This window comes from Cupriavidus sp. CuC1 (assembly GCF_044627735.1).
Classification (GTDB): Bacteria; Pseudomonadota; Gammaproteobacteria; order Burkholderiales; family Burkholderiaceae; genus Cupriavidus; species Cupriavidus ulmosensis.
On record NZ_JBIUHC010000188.1, the window covers coordinates 1 to 18,156 of the forward strand.

Below are 18,156 nucleotides of genomic sequence, written 5' to 3' on the forward strand. Positions count from 1 at the left end.
CATCGGCACCGTCGTGCGTGTCAACCAGAAGACCGCGTCCGTACAGTGCAATCCCGACGAAGGCCACTGGCGGGTCTTCTTCGCGCTCCTGCGTAAAGTGGTCGATCTGTAGCCGTCATCCACGAGCAGAGGAAGGCGTCAAGTCCATTACGGATGGGTTCCGCTGACGCTTACGTATCAAAGAGCGTGGCGCGGCTGGAGAGTCGACTGGGGGTACGACTTTTCCAGCGCTCGACGCGTACGCTCAGTCTGACCGCCGAGGGCCAGGCCTATTACGAGCGAGTGGCCCCCTTGCTGCGAGCTATAGACGAGGCAGACGATATCGCGGTGGGAGCCGCCAGCGTTCAGGGCCTGCTGCGCGTATCGGCTCCTCAGGAGTTCGGGCGCATGCTCATCGCCTGCTGGGCCGCCGAGTTTCTCGCGCATTACCCTGACGTGAAGATCGAGCTCCAGGTGACCGATCGTTTCGTGGATATCATCCGCGAAGGCTACGACGTCGCCGTACGGATGGGCGCGCTCAACGACAGCGAACTGATCAGCCGCAAGATCACCGACTTGAACTGGGTGATGGTGGCTTCTCCGAGCTACATCCGAAAACATGGTTTACCGCGAACCGTCGAGGAATTGGCGTCACACACGGGCCTTCGTTACGCCGTGGGAGGCAAACCATGGCCTGTTGCATTCGCCGATGGAACGACGCTATTGTTGGAGAGCCGCTTCGATACGGACGACAGCGGTTCCATACGCCGTGCCGCGCTTGCTGGCGCTGGCATTGCCTATCTGCTGCGGGTGACCGTTGCGGAGGACCTCGCCGCAGGAGATCTGGTCCAGATCCTGCCCCAGCACGCGCTGACCCGCATTCCCGCTTATGCGCTGCATGCCTTCGGCAAGCAGCTTCCCGCGCGCACCCGACTATTTATTGAATTCCTGCTCAAGAAGGCCGCCGAGGCCGACATTTGAGAGATTGCCCCCTGGCCTTTGCTGTCGGTCACCGCATTGATACGCGAGCAATCAGTTCATCCAGCCGGGACAGGAACAGCTTCAGGATGGGGGAACGGTTCGCCTTGCTGTAGCCAACGACGAGGTCGATCGTCGGCACCTCACCAGCAAGGGGGCGGCTGACTACCGAAAGGGGCATCAGATTTTCGACATAGGCTGGGATCAGCGTCAAGCCTCGTGTAGAGGCCACCAACGATCGCAGGGTTGTCAACACTTTGCGTCGGCTTGATCTGAACACCCGAGCGATCAAGGTAGTCGTCGATCACCGCGTGTAGCACCTTGGCCTTGTTCGCCATGGCAATGAAGGGCTCGCCAATAAGCTCTTGTGGGCGGATAGCGTCGCGTGACGTCAGCGGATGATCGCTGGGCATAAGCACCACAAGCGGTTCCTGGCTCACGACCCTGTAAGCGAGATCGAAGCCCGGCTCGACGCGCAGGAGCGCCAGGTCCAGCTTGCCTCGTGCAAGTCCTTCAGCAAGGTCCGGCGAGTAGTCGCTGGAAACAGTGACATCGACATTGCACAATTCGTCGCAAAGGATGTGCATGGCCTCGGGCAGCCAGGTCATTTCCTGCCCGGTGAGGAACCCAAGCGCAAACCGCTGCTTGGCTGGTTGCGCGGCCCTGCGGGCCGCTTCGACTGCAGCGTCCACCTGGCTAAGGGCCAGCCGCGCGTGATCGATAAAAGCCTTGCCCGCTGCGGTCAGCTCCACGCCGCGTGCGCTGCGGCTCAATAGTTCGACCCCGACCTGATTTTCCAGGTCTCGGATCTGCCGACTCAGTGATGGCTGTGAGGTGTGCAGCCGTCGCTCGGCCGCCACCGTCAGGCTACCTGTCTCGGCGACCGCTATGAGATACCGAAGGTGTCGAAGTTCCATTGTTCATGTATCGCGACCCCCATGCCCGGGAGGTATGTGAGTCTGCTTTTAAAGTCTTTTCCAATTTTGTCGCGAGACTGTAGATTCTCCCGCGTGGCAGCGTATTGGGGGGGCTCCTGTCCGCCCTCGGATCTTAGTGCAAGGCGCATCCCCATACCCCGCAGATCATATCGCACCGGAGTTTTTGAATCATGACCAAGCCCGTAGTCCTCATTACCGGAGCCCTGACCGGCATCGGCCGCTCCACCGCTCTGGCCTTTGCCAGGAATGGTGCTCATCTGGTTGTCTCTGGCCGCCGGCAGGCCGAAGGCAGGCACTCGAAACCGAGCTTCAGCAACTTGGTGCCGAGGTCGTCTTCATCCAGGCCGACGTCCGCCACGACGATCAGGTTCGCGACCTGGTCGATCAGACCGTGGCCCGCTTCGGCCGTCTCGATGTGGCCGTGAACAACGCCGGCACGGAAGGGCAGCCGGGGCTGGTTGTCAACCAGACCGCCGAGAGCTACGCCGCCACCTTCGACACAAACGTGCTGGGCACGCTGCTGAGCCTCAAGCACGAACTGCGCGTGATGACTGCCCAAAAGAGCGGCAGCATCATCAACATCTCCTCGACCTACGGTCATGAAGGGGCGGCCTACGCTTCCGTCTATGTCGGCAGCAAGCATGCAGTCGAGGGCTTCACCAAATCGGCCGCGCTGGAAGTCGCAACCACGGGCGTGAGCGTCAACGCTGTTGCCCCCGGCCCCGTCGACACCGGCATGCTGGACCGCTTTACCGGCACCCCCGAGAACAAGGCCGCGCTGGTCGCTACCGTACCGCTGGGCCGCGTCGGCAAGCCGGGCGACATCGCCAGCGCCGTACTCTTCCTTGCCTCCGAAGCGTCGTCCTTCATGACTGGCCAGATCGTCACCGTCGATGGTGGCAAGACCGCAGATTGAAGTTTCTGTCTCGGCATGGCGGGCGCGCCCGTCCAGGAGAAAGTAATGTCCACACATCCCGTTGTCCTCATTACAGGCGCACTGACCGGCATAGGCCGCGCTACCGCGCTGGCTTTCGCTCGTGACGGCGCATTCGTCGTCGTCTCCGGACGGCACGATGAAGAAGGCCAGAAGCTGGTTGCTGAACTTCAAAAGCTTGGTGCAGAGACGCAATTTCTCAAGTCCGACGTACGTCATGAGGACGAAGTCAGCAGCCTGGTCGATAACACTGTCGCGCGCTTTGGTCGACTCGACATGGCAGTCAACGCCGCCGGCACTGAAGGCCAGTTCGCACCAGTAACGGAACTGACTCCCGAGAACTACGCAGCCACTTTCGATACCAACGTGCTAGGCACATTGCTCTGCGTGAAGCATGAGATGCTCGCGCAAGGCAGCGGTAGCATCGTCAATATCTCATCGACGATGGGTGAGCGTGGCGCGGCGAACGCATCCCTCTACACCGCCAGCAAGCACGCGGTGGAGGGCCTGACCAAATCGGCCGCGCTTGAGGGCGCGGCATCCGGTGTGCGGGTCAACGCCATTGCCCCGGGTCCGGTTCAGACTGCCATGCTCGACCGGCTCACCGGCTCGGCCGACAGGAAAGCCGCCTTCCTCGCGAGTGTTCCCCTGAAGCGCGCGGGAACTCCCGAGGAAATCGCCGATGCCATCGTGTTCATCGCATCCGGCAAGGCGACCTTCATTACGGGCCAGATCATCCGAGTCAACGGCGGCAAGACCGCTTCATGACCATCGAGCGCCAGATGTCTAACCATCTTGCGGACGGCTCTCGGCCATTCGAGCTGGGGCCACGGACCAGTTTCTGGGTGTCGGCGGGGGTGGTCGCACATACGCTATGGACCAGCGCGGCGCCCGCCATGACCTATCGGCTGTATGCCGAGCAGTGGCAACTGACCCACACGGTGACCACCGGGATATTCGCCGTCTATCCGATCGTCGTAGTGATTGTCCTGATTGCATTCGGTGATCTCTCCGACCATTTTGGCCGTCGAGCGACGATGTTGCTCGGGCTGGGCGCGTCGTTGCTCGGTGTACTGCTGTTTGCCATTGCACCGAGCGTGTCGTGGCTGTTCGCTGGTCGCGCCCTGATGGGCATCGGCGTTGGCCTCAGCGCGGGCGCCTCGACGGCTGCGATGGTGGAGTTCAACTCGGAGGGGCAGGGGAAGCGCGCCGCATCCGTTATGGCGGCTGCACAAGCCTTCGGTTTCGCGGCCGCGCTGCTGGTAGGCGGTGCGCTGACGCAATACGCGCCATGGCCGCTGCATCTCAGCTTCTGGGTGCTGTTTGTCCTCATAGCACTGCTTTTCGCCGCGGCCTGGCACTTGCCTCGTCGCGCGGGTGAGCCGGTGGCTTGCAAGTGGCGCCCCAGGGCGCCGTCCATCCCCTGCGCCTTGCGGCCCGCGTTTGCAGTTGCGGCGCTCGCAGTGACCACTGCATATACGCATGGCGTGTTGATCTTGTCGCTCGGCGCCCAGGTAGCCCGTGACTTGGTGGGGTCACCGAATGCCCTGGTCAACGGCGCCGCGCTGGCGTTGTTCGCCGTCACGTCTGGCGTGTTCGGGATTGTGGCGCGTAGGCTAAACCCTGGCCTTGCCATGACCTTGGGCGCACTCGCGTCAGCGGCCGGCATGGCATTGCTGGCTCTGTCCACGGCTTGGCACGGACTGTGGATATTCCTGGCGGCCACGACGATGGCGGGCATCGGCTACGCCATGCTTTTTCTGGGTGGTCTCACCTTGATCAATGACTTGACCCATGCGCAACACCGCGGCGGAGTGCTCTCGACGCTTTATTTGTTCGGCTATCTCTCGCTAGGCGTGGTCGCCCTCGGCCTGGGCGTCGCGGCCACGCACGAGGGACTAGGCCTGGCGGTCGACCTTGGCGCCGGCGTGATCGCCTTGCTCAGCCTCGCAACGATCGCGCTGCTCTTGATGCAGCGAATGTGAGCCTGCATTCCACCGAACCTGCACTTCCGACGCGCTCCGAAAACGCAGGTCCCGACCTCCGCCCCGGGAGCATCTCGATTCTCAATAAAGGAAATCAACTATGACCTCCGACCTGATCAGATTCCACCACACAGCTTCCTCACCCAACTCACGACGCGTGCGCATCTTCCTCGCAGAGAAGGGGTTGTCAATACCACTCGTTCCCGTCGATCTAAGCAAGGGCGAGCAGCATTCCGAGCCATATCGGGCGATCAATCCTCGCGGGGTCGTGCCGACGTTGGTGCTGGAGGACGGTACGGCAATCGGCGAAGTGCCGGCGATCTGCAGGTACATCGAAGAAATTCACCCGAAATCACCCCTACTCGGTGACACGGCAAAGGAAAAGGCGCTGGTGGCGATGTGGGATCGGCGCGCCGAATTAGAAGGCTTCGCCGCGGTCATGGAGGCAATCCGCAATGCCGCGCCAGGTCTCAAAGGCCGCGCGATCGCTGGCCCCCACGACTACGAGCAGATCCCTGAACTGGCGGAGCGCAGCAAGCTGCGGGTGGAGAATTTCTTCGCCGATCTCGATGCCCGCCTGGAACAAGTCCCATTCGTGGCCGGTGATCGCTTCTCCGCTGCCGACATCACTGCGATGGTGGCCGTGGCATAGACATTTTGGTCTGAGAGGCGGGGCTTTCCGGGGCTACGCAGGGGTAGAGGGGGAAGCGGGGCCGTAGGCCGACGCGTCAATCCAAAGGAGAGTTTTCATGTTAAACAACGCCACCGCCGCAACCCGGACCGTCAAGGTTCCGGATGCCGATCATCCGATCACCATCGAGCACAACCCGTCTCGCGTGGTGGTAACGCTAGCCGGCCAAGTCATCGCAGATGCATGCGACGCGTTGACGCTTCGTGAGGGCGGCTACCCGGCCGTCCTGTATATCCCGAGGAAGGATGTGGACATGACGCTGCTCGAGAGGTCCGACCACATCACCTATTGCCCCTACAAGGGCGACTGCGCATACTTCTCGATCCCGATCGGCGGCGAGCGCTCGGTCAATGCGGTCTGGACTTACGAAGACCCATTCGCGGCTGTCGCACCGATCAGGGATCACCTTGCTTTCTACACCGACCGGATCGATGCAATCGAGGAATTCACGAACGGCGCAGCGAACTTCTGACCACCAGGTGAGATATCCAATGCTCTACGAAATCCGAACCTACACCTTCAAGCCGCTGCGTGGCGCCGATTGGCTCGCTTTGTACAAGAGCGAGGGGCTGGCGCTACAGCAGGAATTCCTCGGCGACCTGATTGGATTCTTCGTGACTGAAATTGGCGACATCGGCCAGATCGTCCATATCTGGGCCTACAAAGGATTTGACGATCGGCTTGCGCGTCGGGACAGGATGGCCGCCGACAGCCGCTGGCAGGAATTCGGTCAAAAGGTAAAGGCGCTAGACATCTTGGTGAGCATGGAGTCGCGGATCATGCGCCCGACGGACTTCTCACCGCTGAAGTAGGCGCAAGCACGCAGCAGCCCCATCGCGGCAAATTCTTGCCCCGGTTGGAACCTCAAATGACTGGCGTGGGACCCGAGCCCATGCCATCAACGGCAATGGTGAATACGATGTCCACCCCCCTTTTTAAGGATCTCCCTGCACCGCTCACGCGCGTACAAACGCGGCCGCTGTTCGTCATGCGCCTGGACGTCAAGCCGATGGTTGTCGTCGGCGACACGCCGGGCCCGTTTCGACGCGCAGGCATCGTGCCATCGGGGACGTTCGCCGGCGAGCGGGTGTCTGGCAATGTGCTGGACGGCGGGAGCGACTGGCAAACAGTGCGCAGTGACGGAAGCACCATGCTCGACGTGCGTCTGCTCCTCCAAACCGACGACGGCACCAACATCAAGATGTCTTACCGCGGTATCCGCCGCGGTGCCACTGAAGTCATACAGCGGCTGGAGAAGGGCGAAGAAGTCGACCCTGCAAGCTACTACTTCCGGATCAACCCCATGTTCGAGGCGCCGGCCGGCAAGTATGCGTGGTTGAACCAGGTCATCGCGGTCGGTGTGGGCCATCGGTTCGTGTACGGACCCGTCTACAGCGTGTTTGAAATCCTGTGAACAAAAGCATGAGCCAGAACAACTCTTCCAGAGAAGCACGCATCTACCTGTCCGAGTCTGGGGAGACGTTCAAGCGATCGGTCGCTGACGCCTCTGCAGATTTGCAGGCGCGCTTCAGGCGCGTTCGTGCCTATACCGACCGTCTCGTCGCACCGCTCGGGGACGAGGACAGGGTGGCCCAGTCGATGCCAGACGCGAGTCCGGTGAAGTGGCACCTTGCGCATACCACCTGGTTCTTCGAAACCTTTGTGCTCGTTGAGCACCTGCCTGGTTACGAGGTGTTCGATCCAAACTATGCGTACCTCTTCAACTCCTACTACGAGGCATTGGGTCCGCGCCAGCCCCGGCGGCACAGAGGGCTGCTGACGCGCCCGACCAGCCAGCAGATCGATGCGTATCGGCGGCACGTCAATACGCACATGGCCAGGCTGTTGGCTGCGGAGCCGGCGTCTGATCTCGAGCCGCTCGTCCTGCTCGGAATCGCGCATGAAGAGCAGCATCAGGAACTGCTGCTAATGGATGTCCTTCATCTGTTCGCGCAGTCGCCACTTAAACCCGCATATCAGGCCGATTGGCCTGCGGACGAATCCGGCCGCCCGGGCCGATTCAGGTTCCATGCCGGCGGCTTGCGCGATCTTGGCGACGACGCGTCAAAGTTCGCGTTCGACAACGAACGGCCTCGCCATAAAACGTGGATCGAGCCATTCGAAATCGGTGATCGCCTGGTCACGAATCGCCAGTGGCTACGGTTCATGAACGACGGCGGGTACACCCGCGCTGCTCTATGGCTGTCCGATGGCTGGGCGCTAGTTCAAGCTGAGCAGTGGGAAGCTCCCCTTTACTGGGAGCGCGCAGCAAACGGCACGGATTGGCGAGCGATAACGCTCGGCGGCCTTCGTGGCATCAACCCCGACGCCGCTGTCACACACATAAGCTATTATGAAGCGGTCGCTTTCGCCAATTGGGCCGGCGCACGGCTGCCGACCGAAGCCGAGTGGGAAGCCGCAGCAGGTGCGGGTCTGCTTGAGCAGGCCGAGGATGTCGCGTGGCAATGGACGCAAAGCGCGTATGGTGCGTACCCAGGGTTTCGCGCATCGGCCGATGCAGTCGGCGAGTACAACGGCAAGTTCATGGTCGGGCAGATGGTGCTGCGCGGCGGCGCGAGTGTCACATCGCCAGGCCACGCACGACACAGTTACCGGAATTTCTTCCGCCCCGGGCAACGCTGGATGTTTTCCGGGCTGCGCCTTGCGCGCGATCTGGATCCCGGGCCAAAGGCAGACGTGGAAGCCGATGGATTCGAGGCAGACATCATCGCTGGCCTCTCGGTGCATCCGAAGACGACCCCGCCAAAGTATTTCTACGACGAGGCGGGTTCGGCTCTGTTCGAGGAAATCTGCGTGACGCCCGAGTACTACGTGACGCGGGCCGAGACAGCGTTGCTCCAAAGCGTGGCGCACGAACTTGTGTCGGGTATTGCAGCCGAGGCGGTGCTGGTCGAATTCGGTAGCGGCGCTAGTGACAAGACACGCCTGATCCTCGATGCAGCGCCGCAGATCGGCACGTATGTGCCCATCGACATTAGTCCCGACGCCCTGCATCAGGCTGCCGAGCGCATCTCCCGCGACTACCCGGCGCTTCAGGTTGCGCCGCTGGCCGACGACTTCACCCGTGCCGTGGCCTTGCCGGCACACGTTGGCCACGCACCACGCGTGGGGTTCTTCCCCGGCTCGACGATCGGCAACTTCACGCCGCAAGAGGCGATGTGGTTTCTGCGCTCAGTGCGGAGTCTGCTTGGCGCAAAAGCCCAGCTGATCATCGGCGTGGACATGATCAAGGACCCCGCGATGCTGGTAGCGGCGTATGACGATTCGATGAGCGTAACCGCCCGCTTCAACAAGAATTTGCTGGCTCGCATCAACCGTGAGTTGCATGGCGACTTCGATCTGGACGCGTTTGATCACCATGCGATATGGAACGCGCAGTTGCAGCGCATGGAGATGCATCTGGTAAGCCGGATCGATCAGCTGGTACACGTTGCTGGCCGCGGCTTCGCTTTCAAGGCCGGTGAGCGGCTGCACACCGAAAGCTCACACAAATTCAGCGTCGAGTCGTTCAGCGCACTGGCCGTATCGGCGGGCTGGGTGATCGATCGGTACTGGCTAAACGCCGCCCCGGAGTTTGCCATCTTCGGTTTAACGGCGCCCGGTTGATGGGAGGCGCCGGGCGCTGGTTCGTGTTGGCCGAGGGTAGGCAGTCAGCGCCGATATTAATCCCAGTCTGGAATGGCACATATCCGGCTTCGCGCCTTCTCGGACCGAACCGGTTTGGATAATTTTTCCGCAACCCATCGGCTCAGCCGTTCCAGGCCAATAGCTCTTTCGACCAGCGACCACTAAGTCCCATATTATGGAGGTGAATGTGTCCAAGCTTTTCTCACCGATCACAATCGGCTCTATCCCTCTCAAGCATCGCCTTGTCTTGCCGCCGTTGACCAGGCTGCGCTCCAATCCCGACGACAGCGTTAGCGACATGATGGTCGAGCACTACGCGCAACGCGCCTCGGACGGAGGTCTCATCATCATCGAGTCAGCGAACATTTCAATCCAGGCGCGGGGTTATATCGGTGCTCCAGGGCTCTATCTCGATAGCCCATATCGATGGCTATCGCGGGATCGTGGATGCGGTCCATGCAAAAGGCGGACTGGCCGTCGGGCAGATCGTACATTGCGGACGCACCTCACATACAGACATCACGGGCGGCCAGCTGCCCGTAGGACCATCTGTGATCCCCTTTGACACGGTGGCGCTCACACCGGGCGGATGGAAAGCAGTCTCGCCCCATCGCGCCATGGACCTGGAGGATATCCGCCAGACTGTGAAGGATTTCCGCGACGCCGCGCAGCGGGCCCTCGACGCCGGCCTCGACGGTGTCGAGATTCACAGCGCCAACGGCTATTTGCTCGACAGCTTCCTCTATGACGGCAGTAACATGCGAACCGATGCCTATGGGGGGGCCGTAGACAATCGCGCTCGGTTCTTGCTGGAAGTCGTAGAGGCGGTGTCCGCATTGCGCGGTGCCGACCGCATTGGTGTGCGGCTCTCGCCGAGCGGTGAGTGGAACGACATGGTCGACAGCGATCCAATGGCCACGTTCGGTCGAGTAGGCGAATTGCTCGATCAGTTCGGGCTGGCCTATCTCCACATTATCGAAGCCCGCATCAAGGGCGATGACGCCAAGGTCGGTCACGAGGACATGGAGCCGGTCGCTGCCGCGCACCTGCGGACGGTCTTCCAGGGGCCGATCATCGCGGCCGGCGGTTTAAACGGCGACAGCGCTGAGGCGATCCTGCAGAAGGGCGATGCCGACCTGGTGGCGATAGGGCGGCCCTTCACCTCAAATCCGGACCTTCCGGAACGCATTCGTCTGAAGTTGCCGCTGACGCCTTATTCTCGCTCTACCTTTTGGGGCGGAACAGAGCAAGGCTACACAGACTATCCTCGATATCGCGAACTCGAAGCACCCGAGCATTAGGGGTGTCAAACAGTCGGCTCTCCCGGATGACCTCCTAGCAAACCTGTAGTCGGCGGGGCGGCAACCCCCCCCTTACTATCTTCACTTCTCGATGATCGGCGATTTGGCCAGCGAGGCTCGGCGTGACTCGCGCCCGTGCATGAGCGTCGATGCAAGAGAATCGAGCTTGGTTCCGTCGACGACTTGGTCTGCGTCGATGTAGGCAGTGGCCAGCATCACACCGTCGCTCCCGGTCGAACCAAGCAAACGCCTGTTCAAGGCTTATTGCGACTAGGCGGGCGTACTAGCCATGCAGAGGCCCTCGGAAACCAGCCCCCCCGCCAAAGGCCTCCGGTACCACAGGGGAACCAGACGATGACAGCGAAGAACACGACCCCCGCCGCAGCCCCCGCGTATACGCTGAAGGACATCAAGACGTTCATCGGCTACGACGGATACGGCCTCGAAGCCGACGTCTACCTCGCCAAGCAGAAGGTGGCCTCGATCTACGACGCCGCCGACGGCAGTCCGCTCCGGATTGAATACGCCGGGGGGAAGCAGAAGGCGGCTCTCCACAAGTTCTCCGCGCGCTGGTACACGGAGTCGGGCGTGGAAGCCGAGCACAAGGCCATGCGCGCCGAGGTGCTGGCGAAGCACGGCAAATTCACCGACCACCACCCGGACGCGGAAGGGAAGCTCGAGTCGTGGGTCAACGCCGAGATCGACCGCATTCCACCGCGCCTCTGGAACCGCAGCCGCCCAGCCCGATGTCAACCGGGCAGACCTGCCGCCCGCTAGTCGGAATCGTTCCGGAGAGCGTGCCAAAGCGACGTCAACTCATTTGCCACCGTGGAAAATTGCAGGATGCCTTCATGGGCTTCGTCATGACGCGTGCCGCTGACGCGTCGCCAAGCGATCTCCGTCCTCTAGTTGCGAATCAGCCTGCGGGGGTTGAGCCCGCCGCGGCCAGCGCAATCGCCAGGACGAGGCTGCCTGCGACGTCGATCCAGAAGCGAATCGGTACCGTCGCGAGGTCCCGGCGGCGGCCATCGCGCAGGGTGATGTGGCCGCGCCGGTAGGTTCGCCAGCTGTGCCTGGCCAGCATGACGGCCAGCGGCCAGCAGGGGAGACAGGGCATGGTTGCTTGGGCTTCAGTGGGAGCTTTGCAGCCCCGCCGCTTTGGCGGCGAACCCATCGCGTCGCGCTTGGGCGACCTCTGTCACGCTCTGCTCCTCGTCGCGAGGCTTGGTGCTGACAGCGTCGATCGCGTCGACGCCAGCCTGCGCGGCCGCCAGCAGGCACAGCGTTCGCACAACGGAGAATGGCGGGGTAAGGTCCCGCCCGGCATGCGACGAAAACGCATCCAGGTCGTCCGCGCCCCACATCCGCGCACGAAGCCGTAACTGGGCATTGCGGTATGACGGCAGGCCTGACACGCCCTTCGATGTGTCCGTCGCCATGGCGATGAGGCCGGTCTGCTGCCGGCCATCGAGCAAACGCTGGCCTCCAGGCAGTGGCGCACGACGGTGGCAAGGTCCTCTAGAACGTGGGCCGTGGACAGGCCGTCGATACGCACAAAGAACGAGGCCGCCATCGACTCCCGATGTGCCTCGAGAAAAGCGGAAAGCCGCTTTTCTCGCGTCCGCCTTGCCTTCTTCGGGTACAACCTCTTCGAGGTCGTACACCAGCGCATCCGCGCCGGAGCGCAAGGACGCCTCCAGCTTCCTGTCGCTATCGGCAGGTACGAACAGTAGTGAGCGCAGATGGCCCGGCATATCTATTCTCGTATTTTCCCTCCAGCTTTGCGGACATCGCGACCGCCTATTCCGATACCTTGACACGCGCGACCGGGCGCCCCATGCCATGCAGTGACCTGGGCGCTTCCAAATCTCGAGCTCCGTGTCCGTCAGGATGACCGAGGCAAGGGCTCTTGCCCTTTGCGGACGAAGTGCAGACCCATCCGAAAGCACCGAATCCCGCAGCGGCACCGGTGACCCCGATTCATACTGAGCTCTGAGTGTCATCGTTAGACTCACTCGGCCGTGATCCTAGTCTGGGTGATCACATCCTTCCAACGAACGAGCTCGTCGGCATTGAGTTTCTTTAGCGCTGCGGCGGAGTATTCTTCGTCCTGCAGGAGCTGCACGCCTTGCTTGGAGAGACGGTCGCGCAAGGAAGAATCGCCGATGGCCTTTCGATAGGCGGTGTTCATGGTAGCGAGGGCAGCCACTGGTGTACCGTGAGGAGCGTAAAGGCCGTACCAGGTGACTGCAGCGAAATGGGGTATTGTCGACTCCGAGACCGTCGGAACAGCAGAGAACTGCGGCATGCGCTTGGCTCCCGACTGCGCGAGCGCACGCGCCCGCCCTGCAGTTACCTGCGGCAGGGACGAATTGCTCTGGTCAAACATAGCATCGATCCGCCCGGACACGACGTCGACCATGGCAGGACCTGCACCCTTATAGGAAATGGACGTGATGTTGATGCCTGCCTGCTGGGCGAAGAGGGCTGCAACCAAGTGAGAAGTCGAGCCAACTCCCGCATTGCCGAAATTGATGCTGCCCGGCTTGGCTTTCGCCGCGGCGATCAACTGTTCGACGTTCTTGAAAGGCGAATTTACGCCCACCAGGAGAATCAAGGGGGTATAGGGAAGCCGGAAGACCGGCTCAAAGTCCTTGATCGGGTCATATGGAAGCTTCTTGTACAGATACGGCGCGGCTGCCATCTGGCCAACATGTCCCAGAAGAAATGTGTACCCGTCGTTCTTGGACTTCGCTACTTTCGCAGCACCGATGGTGCCACCTGCGCCGCCGGTATTGTCGATGACAATTGGTTGCCCCAGGTTTTCAGCGACCTTCGCTGCAATGTTGCGCGCGAGAACGTCGGCCGGGCCTCCGGCCGAAAACGGTACAACCCAGGTGACGGCTCGCTCAGGGTATGGTGCCGCATTGGCATAGTCGGCGAGTGCAAGGGCTGCTGCGAGAACGGTAAGGGAGCTGCGCGCTATGAACGGATGGTGGTTCGTCATGATCTTTTAGGAAGTGTTTGGTCAGAAAGCACTAAAGCGGGCTGACCAGTTGGATGCGTGTCAGCGTCGTGCCGGGGCGAATGTCGAAGCCAATATCAGTGCCCTTTGTCCTAGCGACGATGATGCCGACTGTGTGCATGATGCGTAGTTCACGCGCCGGCCACCGCTCCAGACTTGCGCAGTCGCTCGATCCTGTCTGAAGACATGCCGATTTCTCGAAGGATCGCGTCGGTATCCTCACCTACCGTTGGCGCACGACGGCCAATGCCACCAGGGGTTTTGCTCAGCTTGATCGGCACACCTGTGATCGTTACTCGCTGTTGGCTACCCGGGTGATCAATCTCCACCAGCATGTCTCTGCTTCGGAAGTGCTCGTCGTGGAACACGTCATCTGCTGTGTAGACTGGACCGAAGGGAACCCTTCCGCCCAGAATGACTTTGAGTTCGTCCTTGGTCTTTTGGCGGGTGAACTCTTCCAGCGACTGGATGACGAGACCAGCGTTCCGCACTCGGGCTGCGTTGGTGGCACATTCTGCTGACTCGGCAAGATCCGCACGTCCGAATGCATGCGCCAGTTCACGCCACAGTTCGTCAGTGGCGCAAGCGATTGAAACCCAGCCGTCCTTGGTGCGGAAAAGGCCGAAAGGGCAAAGAAGCGGATGCTTGTTGCCCTCGGGGACCGGGCTGTGTCCTTCATAGGAGTGTTGATAGACGATGCGCTCCGTCAGCGCCAGGATACAGTCGACCATCGACACGTCGACAAACTGTCCTTCTCCTGTCCTGCGTGCATGGTGCACGGCCGAGAGTATGCCGATCGCCAGCATTAGCGCTGGCACCGTATCGCCAACGCCGGGCCCGATCTTGGTAGGCTGCTCAGGGGACGGTCCGGTGATTCCCATGATGCCACCCATGGCCTGCGCGACTACGTCGTATGCCGGCCACTCATAGTAAGGGCTCTCCCCGCTACGCCTATCGCCAAAGCCACGCACCGTTGCGTAAACCAACGCCGGGTTAATCTTGGCCAACTCCTCATAGGACAGGCCCAAGCGCTCCATCACGCCACCGCGAAAGTTTTCCACCACCACGTCCGCAGTGGCGACGAGTTCCTTGAGCACTTCTCGGCCTTCCGGATTCTTCAGGTCTAGGGCAATCGATGCCTTGTTGCGGTTGACACTCTGGAAATAGCCGCCGAACGAGCGGAGCTTGTCATCAGCAAGAAATGGGCCGGTGCGTCGCATGCCCTCGCCGTTTATGGGTTCGACCTTGACGATCCGAGCACCTTGGTCGGCGAGAACTTGGGTGCAGAAGGGGCCAGCGAGCATTTGCGTGAGGTCTATCACCTTCACATCGGACAGTGCGCCAGAACTGAACATCGAGTCTCCTTAGTACGTACCTAACTTCACGGCGTTGCCATGGTGGTTGACGGTTAATAGCCACAAAATGCGCGTATTTTGCGCCAGTTCTTGACCGTGATGGAATCATACATATACTATGTACGTACCTACAAGATTTTTCTGATCAAACGAGAGCAAAGGAGGTCAGCGGCATGTCGAAGAGCAGGAGTGGCAACTTTTTTGAGGATTTCCGTGTGGGGCAGTCCTTTCAGCACGGTGTGCCTCGAACGATTGGTGAGGGCGAACGCGCGCTTTACATTGGACTGACCGGCAGCCGATCGGCGCTGAATACTGCATCGACAACTGCGAAGGCGCTGGGCCTCTCGGGCGCGCCCATCGAAGATCTACTGGTCTTCAATATTGTGTTCGGTAAGACAGTTCCGGAACTCTCGCTAAATGCGGTAGCAAACCTCGGTTATGCGGATGGACGGTTTCTCGCCCCCGTTTTCGCAGGTGACACCCTGTCCGTTGCCAGCCTAGTGCTGGCGAAGAAGGAGAACTCCAACGGCAAGAGCGGGGTGGTCTACGTACGTTCCACGGCCAAGAACCAGCATGGGATCGAAGTGCTTTCGTACGTCCGCTGGGTTATGGTTCATAAGCGCGAGGCAGGGCAGCCCGCGGCGGCCTTGGCCGAACTACCGGAGCTTCCTCCCTTTGTCGAGCCTGAGAGGCTTGAAACCCCAGCCTACTCACGACCCAGTCAAGTTACTGCAGTTACCGGCTTCGGTGATCTATGGGAGGACTACAAAAAAGGCGAACGAATCGAGCACCCGAGCTCGATGACCGTAAATGAGAGCGATCACAGCATCGCCGCAAGGCTCTATCAGAACAACGCGAAGGCCCACTTCGACGCTCAGTTGATGGCACTGAGTCCTTCAGGCAAGCGCCTCGTCTACGGTGGCCACGTGATGTCAATCTGCCGCGCACTCGCATACGACGGCCTGGAAAACAGCCTCGGCATGCTCGCGATCAACGCAGGCAGCCATGTGTCGCCCGTGTACTCAGGCGACACGCTTTCATGCATGACGGAGGTCGTTGACACCTATCCCCTTGATGCCGGCGTCGGCGCGCTCCGCCTCCGCACCATCGGAGCCAAGAACGTTGGAGGGGCCGATGCCATCGTGGCTCCAGAGGCCGGCACCGGCAAGGCGACGTACGCCAAGGACGTCATTCTCGATCTCGACTACACCGTCGTTATTCCACGTAAGTAACACTGAATTGAAAGGAATCTCATGGAAAAACTGATACACCCCAAGAAAGCACTCTTTGCTGGCGAAAAGGCATTCCCGGTCCTTTCTGCCTGCGAGCACTTCGCGGGCAGCCGAAAGCTCATCGACAAAGCGCTGGCGCTGCAGATCGAGTACGGCCCTATATTTGACATCACGGCAGACTGCGAGGATGGCGCCCGAGCAGGCGAGGAGGTCGCTCACGCGGAAATGGTGGCGGAAGTTGTAGCGTCAGCGCAGAACGTTCACAAGAAGATCGGCGCCCGCATTCACGATCCCTCGCATGCGTCCTGCAAGGAGGATGTGGACATCCTCCTGTCGAAGTGCGGCCGCGAGATTGCCTATATCACCATCCCGAAGGCCACGTCCTACGAGCAAGTTGCGGGCACCGCTGCCTATATCCAGGCGACGGCCAAGCGTCTCCGCCTCGACCGCGCCATCCCGCTGCACATCCTAATCGAAACCCATGGTGCGCTGCGCGACGTGGCTCAGATCGCGACCATTCCCAATCTTGAAGTCCTTGACTTTGGCCTAATGGACTTCGTGAGTGGCCACCACGGAGCGATCGCTGCCTCGCAGATGCGTAGCCCCGGCCAGTTCGAGCACCGCCTGATCGCGCGGGCAAAGGCGGAGGTCGCAGCGGCAGCGCTGGCAAACGGCGTGGTACCCGCCCACAATGTTTGCCTGAACCTGAAGGACGCCCACGTGGTACGTCAGGATGCTGCGCGTGCTCGTAGCGAGTTTGGGTTCCTGCGGATGTGGAGCATCTATCCCGCGCAGATCAAGCCCATTGTCGAAGCGATGCAGCCCGACTTTGATGAGGTCAACGATGCCGCGGCGATCTTGCTTGCCGCCCAGAAGGCGGATTGGGGCCCAACCCAGTATAATGGCGAGTTGCATGATCGAGCGACATACCGTTACTTCTGGATCGTCCTCGAAAAGGCAAAGGCGACCGGTATGGCGGTCCCTCCGTCTGCTCTGGAGCAATTCTTCGCCTGACTTCGTCTGGAGCTAATCCGTTAAATAGCACGCACTGTTAACTGCCATAGATGCCAAAGCCCGCCACTGCCTCGTCGCGGTATATTGACCTCGCGCGAAAGCTGACCGAGGAAATCACAAGCCGTCGTTATGCCGTGGGAAGCCTGCTTCCCACGGAGGTGGACTTGGCACAGCAATATGGTGTGAGTCGGCAGACGGTTCGCGCGGCGCTGGACATTCTGCAGGAGCGTGGTTACGTGTCACGCAAGAAGTCGGTTGGAACTCGGGTCGAGAGCATGGATGCTTCCTCTCCCTACGTTCAGGTGGTGGCATCCGTGGACGACCTCGTGCGCATCGCCGCGAACGAGCGTCGAGAGATTGAATCCGTCAAGGAGGTATTGCTCGACCGCAGTACCGCGCGGCGGCTGCACGCGCCTCCGGGAAGCCGATGGTTGTTGTTCAGTGGCACGCGTGTTGATGCACGCGATGGCAAGGTCTTGGCGATCGCGAACTTCTACGTGGATGCGCGCTTTGCAGCGATTCGCGAGGAAGTCCTAGCGCGCCCGCAGACCTTGATCAGTTCGATCATCGAAACCGCATGCGACGAGGGGATTACCGATCTGGTACAGATTGCAGATGCCGTGCTGATCGACAAACCTACGAGTCAGGCACTCAAGGTTGACGAGAATTCGGCTGGCCTGCGTATTGTTCGCCACTATAAGAATATCCGAAACGAGATTCTTGAAATCAGCGAGACGATCTATCCGGCAGAGCGACGGAGTCTGTTAACGCAAATGCGGCGCACTAGGCGCGGTCTTTACTAACCTCCTTGGATCGCCGCAGTCGGCGAGTAGCAAGGATCTATCACGCCGGGTGGGACGCTGGGCTTTCGAGATGTCTCGCTGCCCACGTCCATCGCCCCTTCTTGCGTGTCCATTCGCCCCCTTGAATTGACTGAGTTCGCGGCCGGAACCCGTCCGACTTTGCTCGGCTGGATTCAGTACTACGACGGTCGATTTTGAGGGTTGGCCGCTATTCGCAAATATGTGAAGCTTCAGATATCCGCGATTACCCACACCGGCAGATTAGGCGAAGCG

The 18,156-nt window shown here is 60.7% G+C and carries 19 protein-coding genes and 3 pseudogenes; 16 read left to right on the forward strand and 6 right to left on the reverse strand.

The genetic code is table 11. From position 1 onward, the window contains the following. The first annotated feature begins 153 nt into the window (after positions 1-153). Positions 154-960, forward strand: coding sequence for a LysR family transcriptional regulator (locus tag ACGLHR_RS44455; protein ID WP_400102217.1), 807 nt, complete (start codon positions 154-156; stop codon positions 958-960). Positions 961-988: 28 nt separating this feature from the next. Here the strand turns inward: ACGLHR_RS44455 and ACGLHR_RS44460 are convergent. Then, positions 989-1,874 (reverse strand): annotated as a pseudogene (locus ACGLHR_RS44460) (LysR family transcriptional regulator). Between the two features lie 191 nt (positions 1,875-2,065). Here ACGLHR_RS44460 and ACGLHR_RS44465 point away from each other — a divergent pair. The 11 genes and pseudogenes from ACGLHR_RS44465 to ACGLHR_RS44515 all read left to right on the forward strand — a co-directional run bounded on the left by ACGLHR_RS44465 (position 2,066) and on the right by ACGLHR_RS44515 (position 10,454). Further along, a pseudogene (locus ACGLHR_RS44465) lies at positions 2,066-2,811 on the forward strand (SDR family NAD(P)-dependent oxidoreductase). 45 nt (positions 2,812-2,856) lie between these two features. Then, positions 2,857-3,597: an SDR family NAD(P)-dependent oxidoreductase gene (locus ACGLHR_RS44470; protein ID WP_400102218.1), complete on the forward strand. Its 741-nt coding sequence runs from the start codon at positions 2,857-2,859 to the stop codon at positions 3,595-3,597. Continuing rightward, entirely contained in the window at positions 3,594-4,814 is a 1,221-nt protein-coding gene (locus ACGLHR_RS44475; RefSeq protein WP_400102219.1) for an MFS transporter, read from the forward strand. The genes ACGLHR_RS44470 and ACGLHR_RS44475 overlap by 4 nt, the downstream gene beginning before the upstream one ends. 100 nt (positions 4,815-4,914) lie before the next feature. Next, positions 4,915-5,466 carry a glutathione S-transferase family protein gene (locus ACGLHR_RS44480; RefSeq protein WP_400102220.1) on the forward strand — a complete coding sequence of 184 codons (552 nt, stop codon included), beginning with the start codon at positions 4,915-4,917 and terminating at the stop codon, positions 5,464-5,466. A 97-nt stretch (positions 5,467-5,563) separates the two neighbouring features. Next, positions 5,564-5,977 carry a DUF427 domain-containing protein gene (locus ACGLHR_RS44485; RefSeq protein WP_400102221.1) on the forward strand — a complete coding sequence of 138 codons (414 nt, stop codon included), beginning with the start codon at positions 5,564-5,566 and terminating at the stop codon, positions 5,975-5,977. 19 nt (positions 5,978-5,996) lie between these two features. Then, positions 5,997-6,317, forward strand: a complete 321-nt coding sequence (locus ACGLHR_RS44490; RefSeq protein ID WP_400102222.1) for an NIPSNAP family protein — start codon at positions 5,997-5,999, stop codon at positions 6,315-6,317. Between the two features lie 107 nt (positions 6,318-6,424). Further along, the gene (locus ACGLHR_RS44495; RefSeq protein ID WP_400102223.1) at positions 6,425-6,919 is read left to right on the forward strand and encodes a DUF3237 domain-containing protein; all 495 of its coding nucleotides are present in this window, start codon (positions 6,425-6,427) and stop codon (positions 6,917-6,919) included. Between the two features lie 8 nt (positions 6,920-6,927). Further along, a pseudogene (egtB, locus tag ACGLHR_RS44500) lies at positions 6,928-8,181 on the forward strand (ergothioneine biosynthesis protein EgtB); the annotation flags it as partial. A gap of 21 nt (positions 8,182-8,202) precedes the next feature. Further along, positions 8,203-9,132 carry an L-histidine N(alpha)-methyltransferase gene (gene egtD / locus ACGLHR_RS44505; RefSeq protein WP_400102233.1) on the forward strand — a complete coding sequence of 310 codons (930 nt, stop codon included), beginning with the start codon at positions 8,203-8,205 and terminating at the stop codon, positions 9,130-9,132. 196 nt (positions 9,133-9,328) lie between these two features. Beyond that, positions 9,329-9,718: a hypothetical protein gene (locus ACGLHR_RS44510; RefSeq protein WP_400102224.1), complete on the forward strand. Its 390-nt coding sequence runs from the start codon at positions 9,329-9,331 to the stop codon at positions 9,716-9,718. Next, on the forward strand, positions 9,624-10,454 hold the full coding sequence (locus ACGLHR_RS44515) for an alkene reductase (protein ID WP_400102234.1): 831 nt from the start codon (positions 9,624-9,626) through the stop codon (positions 10,452-10,454). The genes ACGLHR_RS44510 and ACGLHR_RS44515 overlap by 95 nt, the downstream gene beginning before the upstream one ends. A gap of 81 nt (positions 10,455-10,535) precedes the next feature. Here the strand turns inward: ACGLHR_RS44515 and ACGLHR_RS44520 are convergent, their stop codons facing one another. Then, positions 10,536-10,670, reverse strand: coding sequence for a hypothetical protein (locus ACGLHR_RS44520; protein ID WP_400102225.1), 135 nt, complete (start codon positions 10,668-10,670; stop codon positions 10,536-10,538). Between the two features lie 138 nt (positions 10,671-10,808). Between ACGLHR_RS44520 and ACGLHR_RS44525 the strand changes: the two genes are divergently transcribed. After that, the gene (locus tag ACGLHR_RS44525) at positions 10,809-11,231 is read left to right on the forward strand and encodes a hypothetical protein (protein ID WP_400102226.1); all 423 of its coding nucleotides are present in this window, start codon (positions 10,809-10,811) and stop codon (positions 11,229-11,231) included. 139 nt (positions 11,232-11,370) lie between these two features. Here ACGLHR_RS44525 and ACGLHR_RS44530 read toward each other — a convergent pair whose 3' ends face one another. The 4 genes from ACGLHR_RS44530 to ACGLHR_RS44545 all read right to left on the reverse strand — a co-directional run bounded on the left by ACGLHR_RS44530 (position 11,371) and on the right by ACGLHR_RS44545 (position 14,834). Continuing rightward, positions 11,371-11,571 carry a hypothetical protein gene (locus ACGLHR_RS44530; RefSeq protein ID WP_400102227.1) on the reverse strand — a complete coding sequence of 67 codons (201 nt, stop codon included), beginning with the start codon at positions 11,569-11,571 and terminating at the stop codon, positions 11,371-11,373. Positions 11,572-11,584: 13 nt separating this feature from the next. Next, positions 11,585-11,929 carry a hypothetical protein gene (locus tag ACGLHR_RS44535; protein ID WP_400102228.1) on the reverse strand — a complete coding sequence of 115 codons (345 nt, stop codon included), beginning with the start codon at positions 11,927-11,929 and terminating at the stop codon, positions 11,585-11,587. 536 nt (positions 11,930-12,465) lie between these two features. Then, positions 12,466-13,461 (reverse strand): tripartite tricarboxylate transporter substrate binding protein, encoded by a 996-nt coding sequence (locus ACGLHR_RS44540; protein ID WP_267602763.1) that lies wholly within the window; start codon positions 13,459-13,461, stop codon positions 12,466-12,468. A 149-nt stretch (positions 13,462-13,610) separates the two neighbouring features. After that, positions 13,611-14,834 carry a CaiB/BaiF CoA transferase family protein gene (locus ACGLHR_RS44545; RefSeq protein ID WP_400102229.1) on the reverse strand — a complete coding sequence of 408 codons (1,224 nt, stop codon included), beginning with the start codon at positions 14,832-14,834 and terminating at the stop codon, positions 13,611-13,613. Between the two features lie 173 nt (positions 14,835-15,007). On the opposite strand from ACGLHR_RS44545, the gene ACGLHR_RS44550 reads away from it, so the two are divergent. From ACGLHR_RS44550 to ACGLHR_RS44560, 3 genes are read left to right on the forward strand one after another with little or no spacing between them, the layout of a single operon-like run. Continuing rightward, a complete protein-coding gene (locus ACGLHR_RS44550) occupies positions 15,008-16,066 on the forward strand; it encodes a MaoC family dehydratase (RefSeq protein WP_400102230.1) in 1,059 nt (352 codons plus the stop codon). Between the two features lie 21 nt (positions 16,067-16,087). Beyond that, positions 16,088-17,080 carry an HpcH/HpaI aldolase/citrate lyase family protein gene (locus ACGLHR_RS44555; protein WP_400102231.1) on the forward strand — a complete coding sequence of 331 codons (993 nt, stop codon included), beginning with the start codon at positions 16,088-16,090 and terminating at the stop codon, positions 17,078-17,080. 50 nt (positions 17,081-17,130) lie between these two features. Continuing rightward, on the forward strand, positions 17,131-17,883 hold the full coding sequence (locus ACGLHR_RS44560; RefSeq protein WP_400102232.1) for a GntR family transcriptional regulator: 753 nt from the start codon (positions 17,131-17,133) through the stop codon (positions 17,881-17,883). Positions 17,884-18,156: the final 273 nt, after the last annotated feature.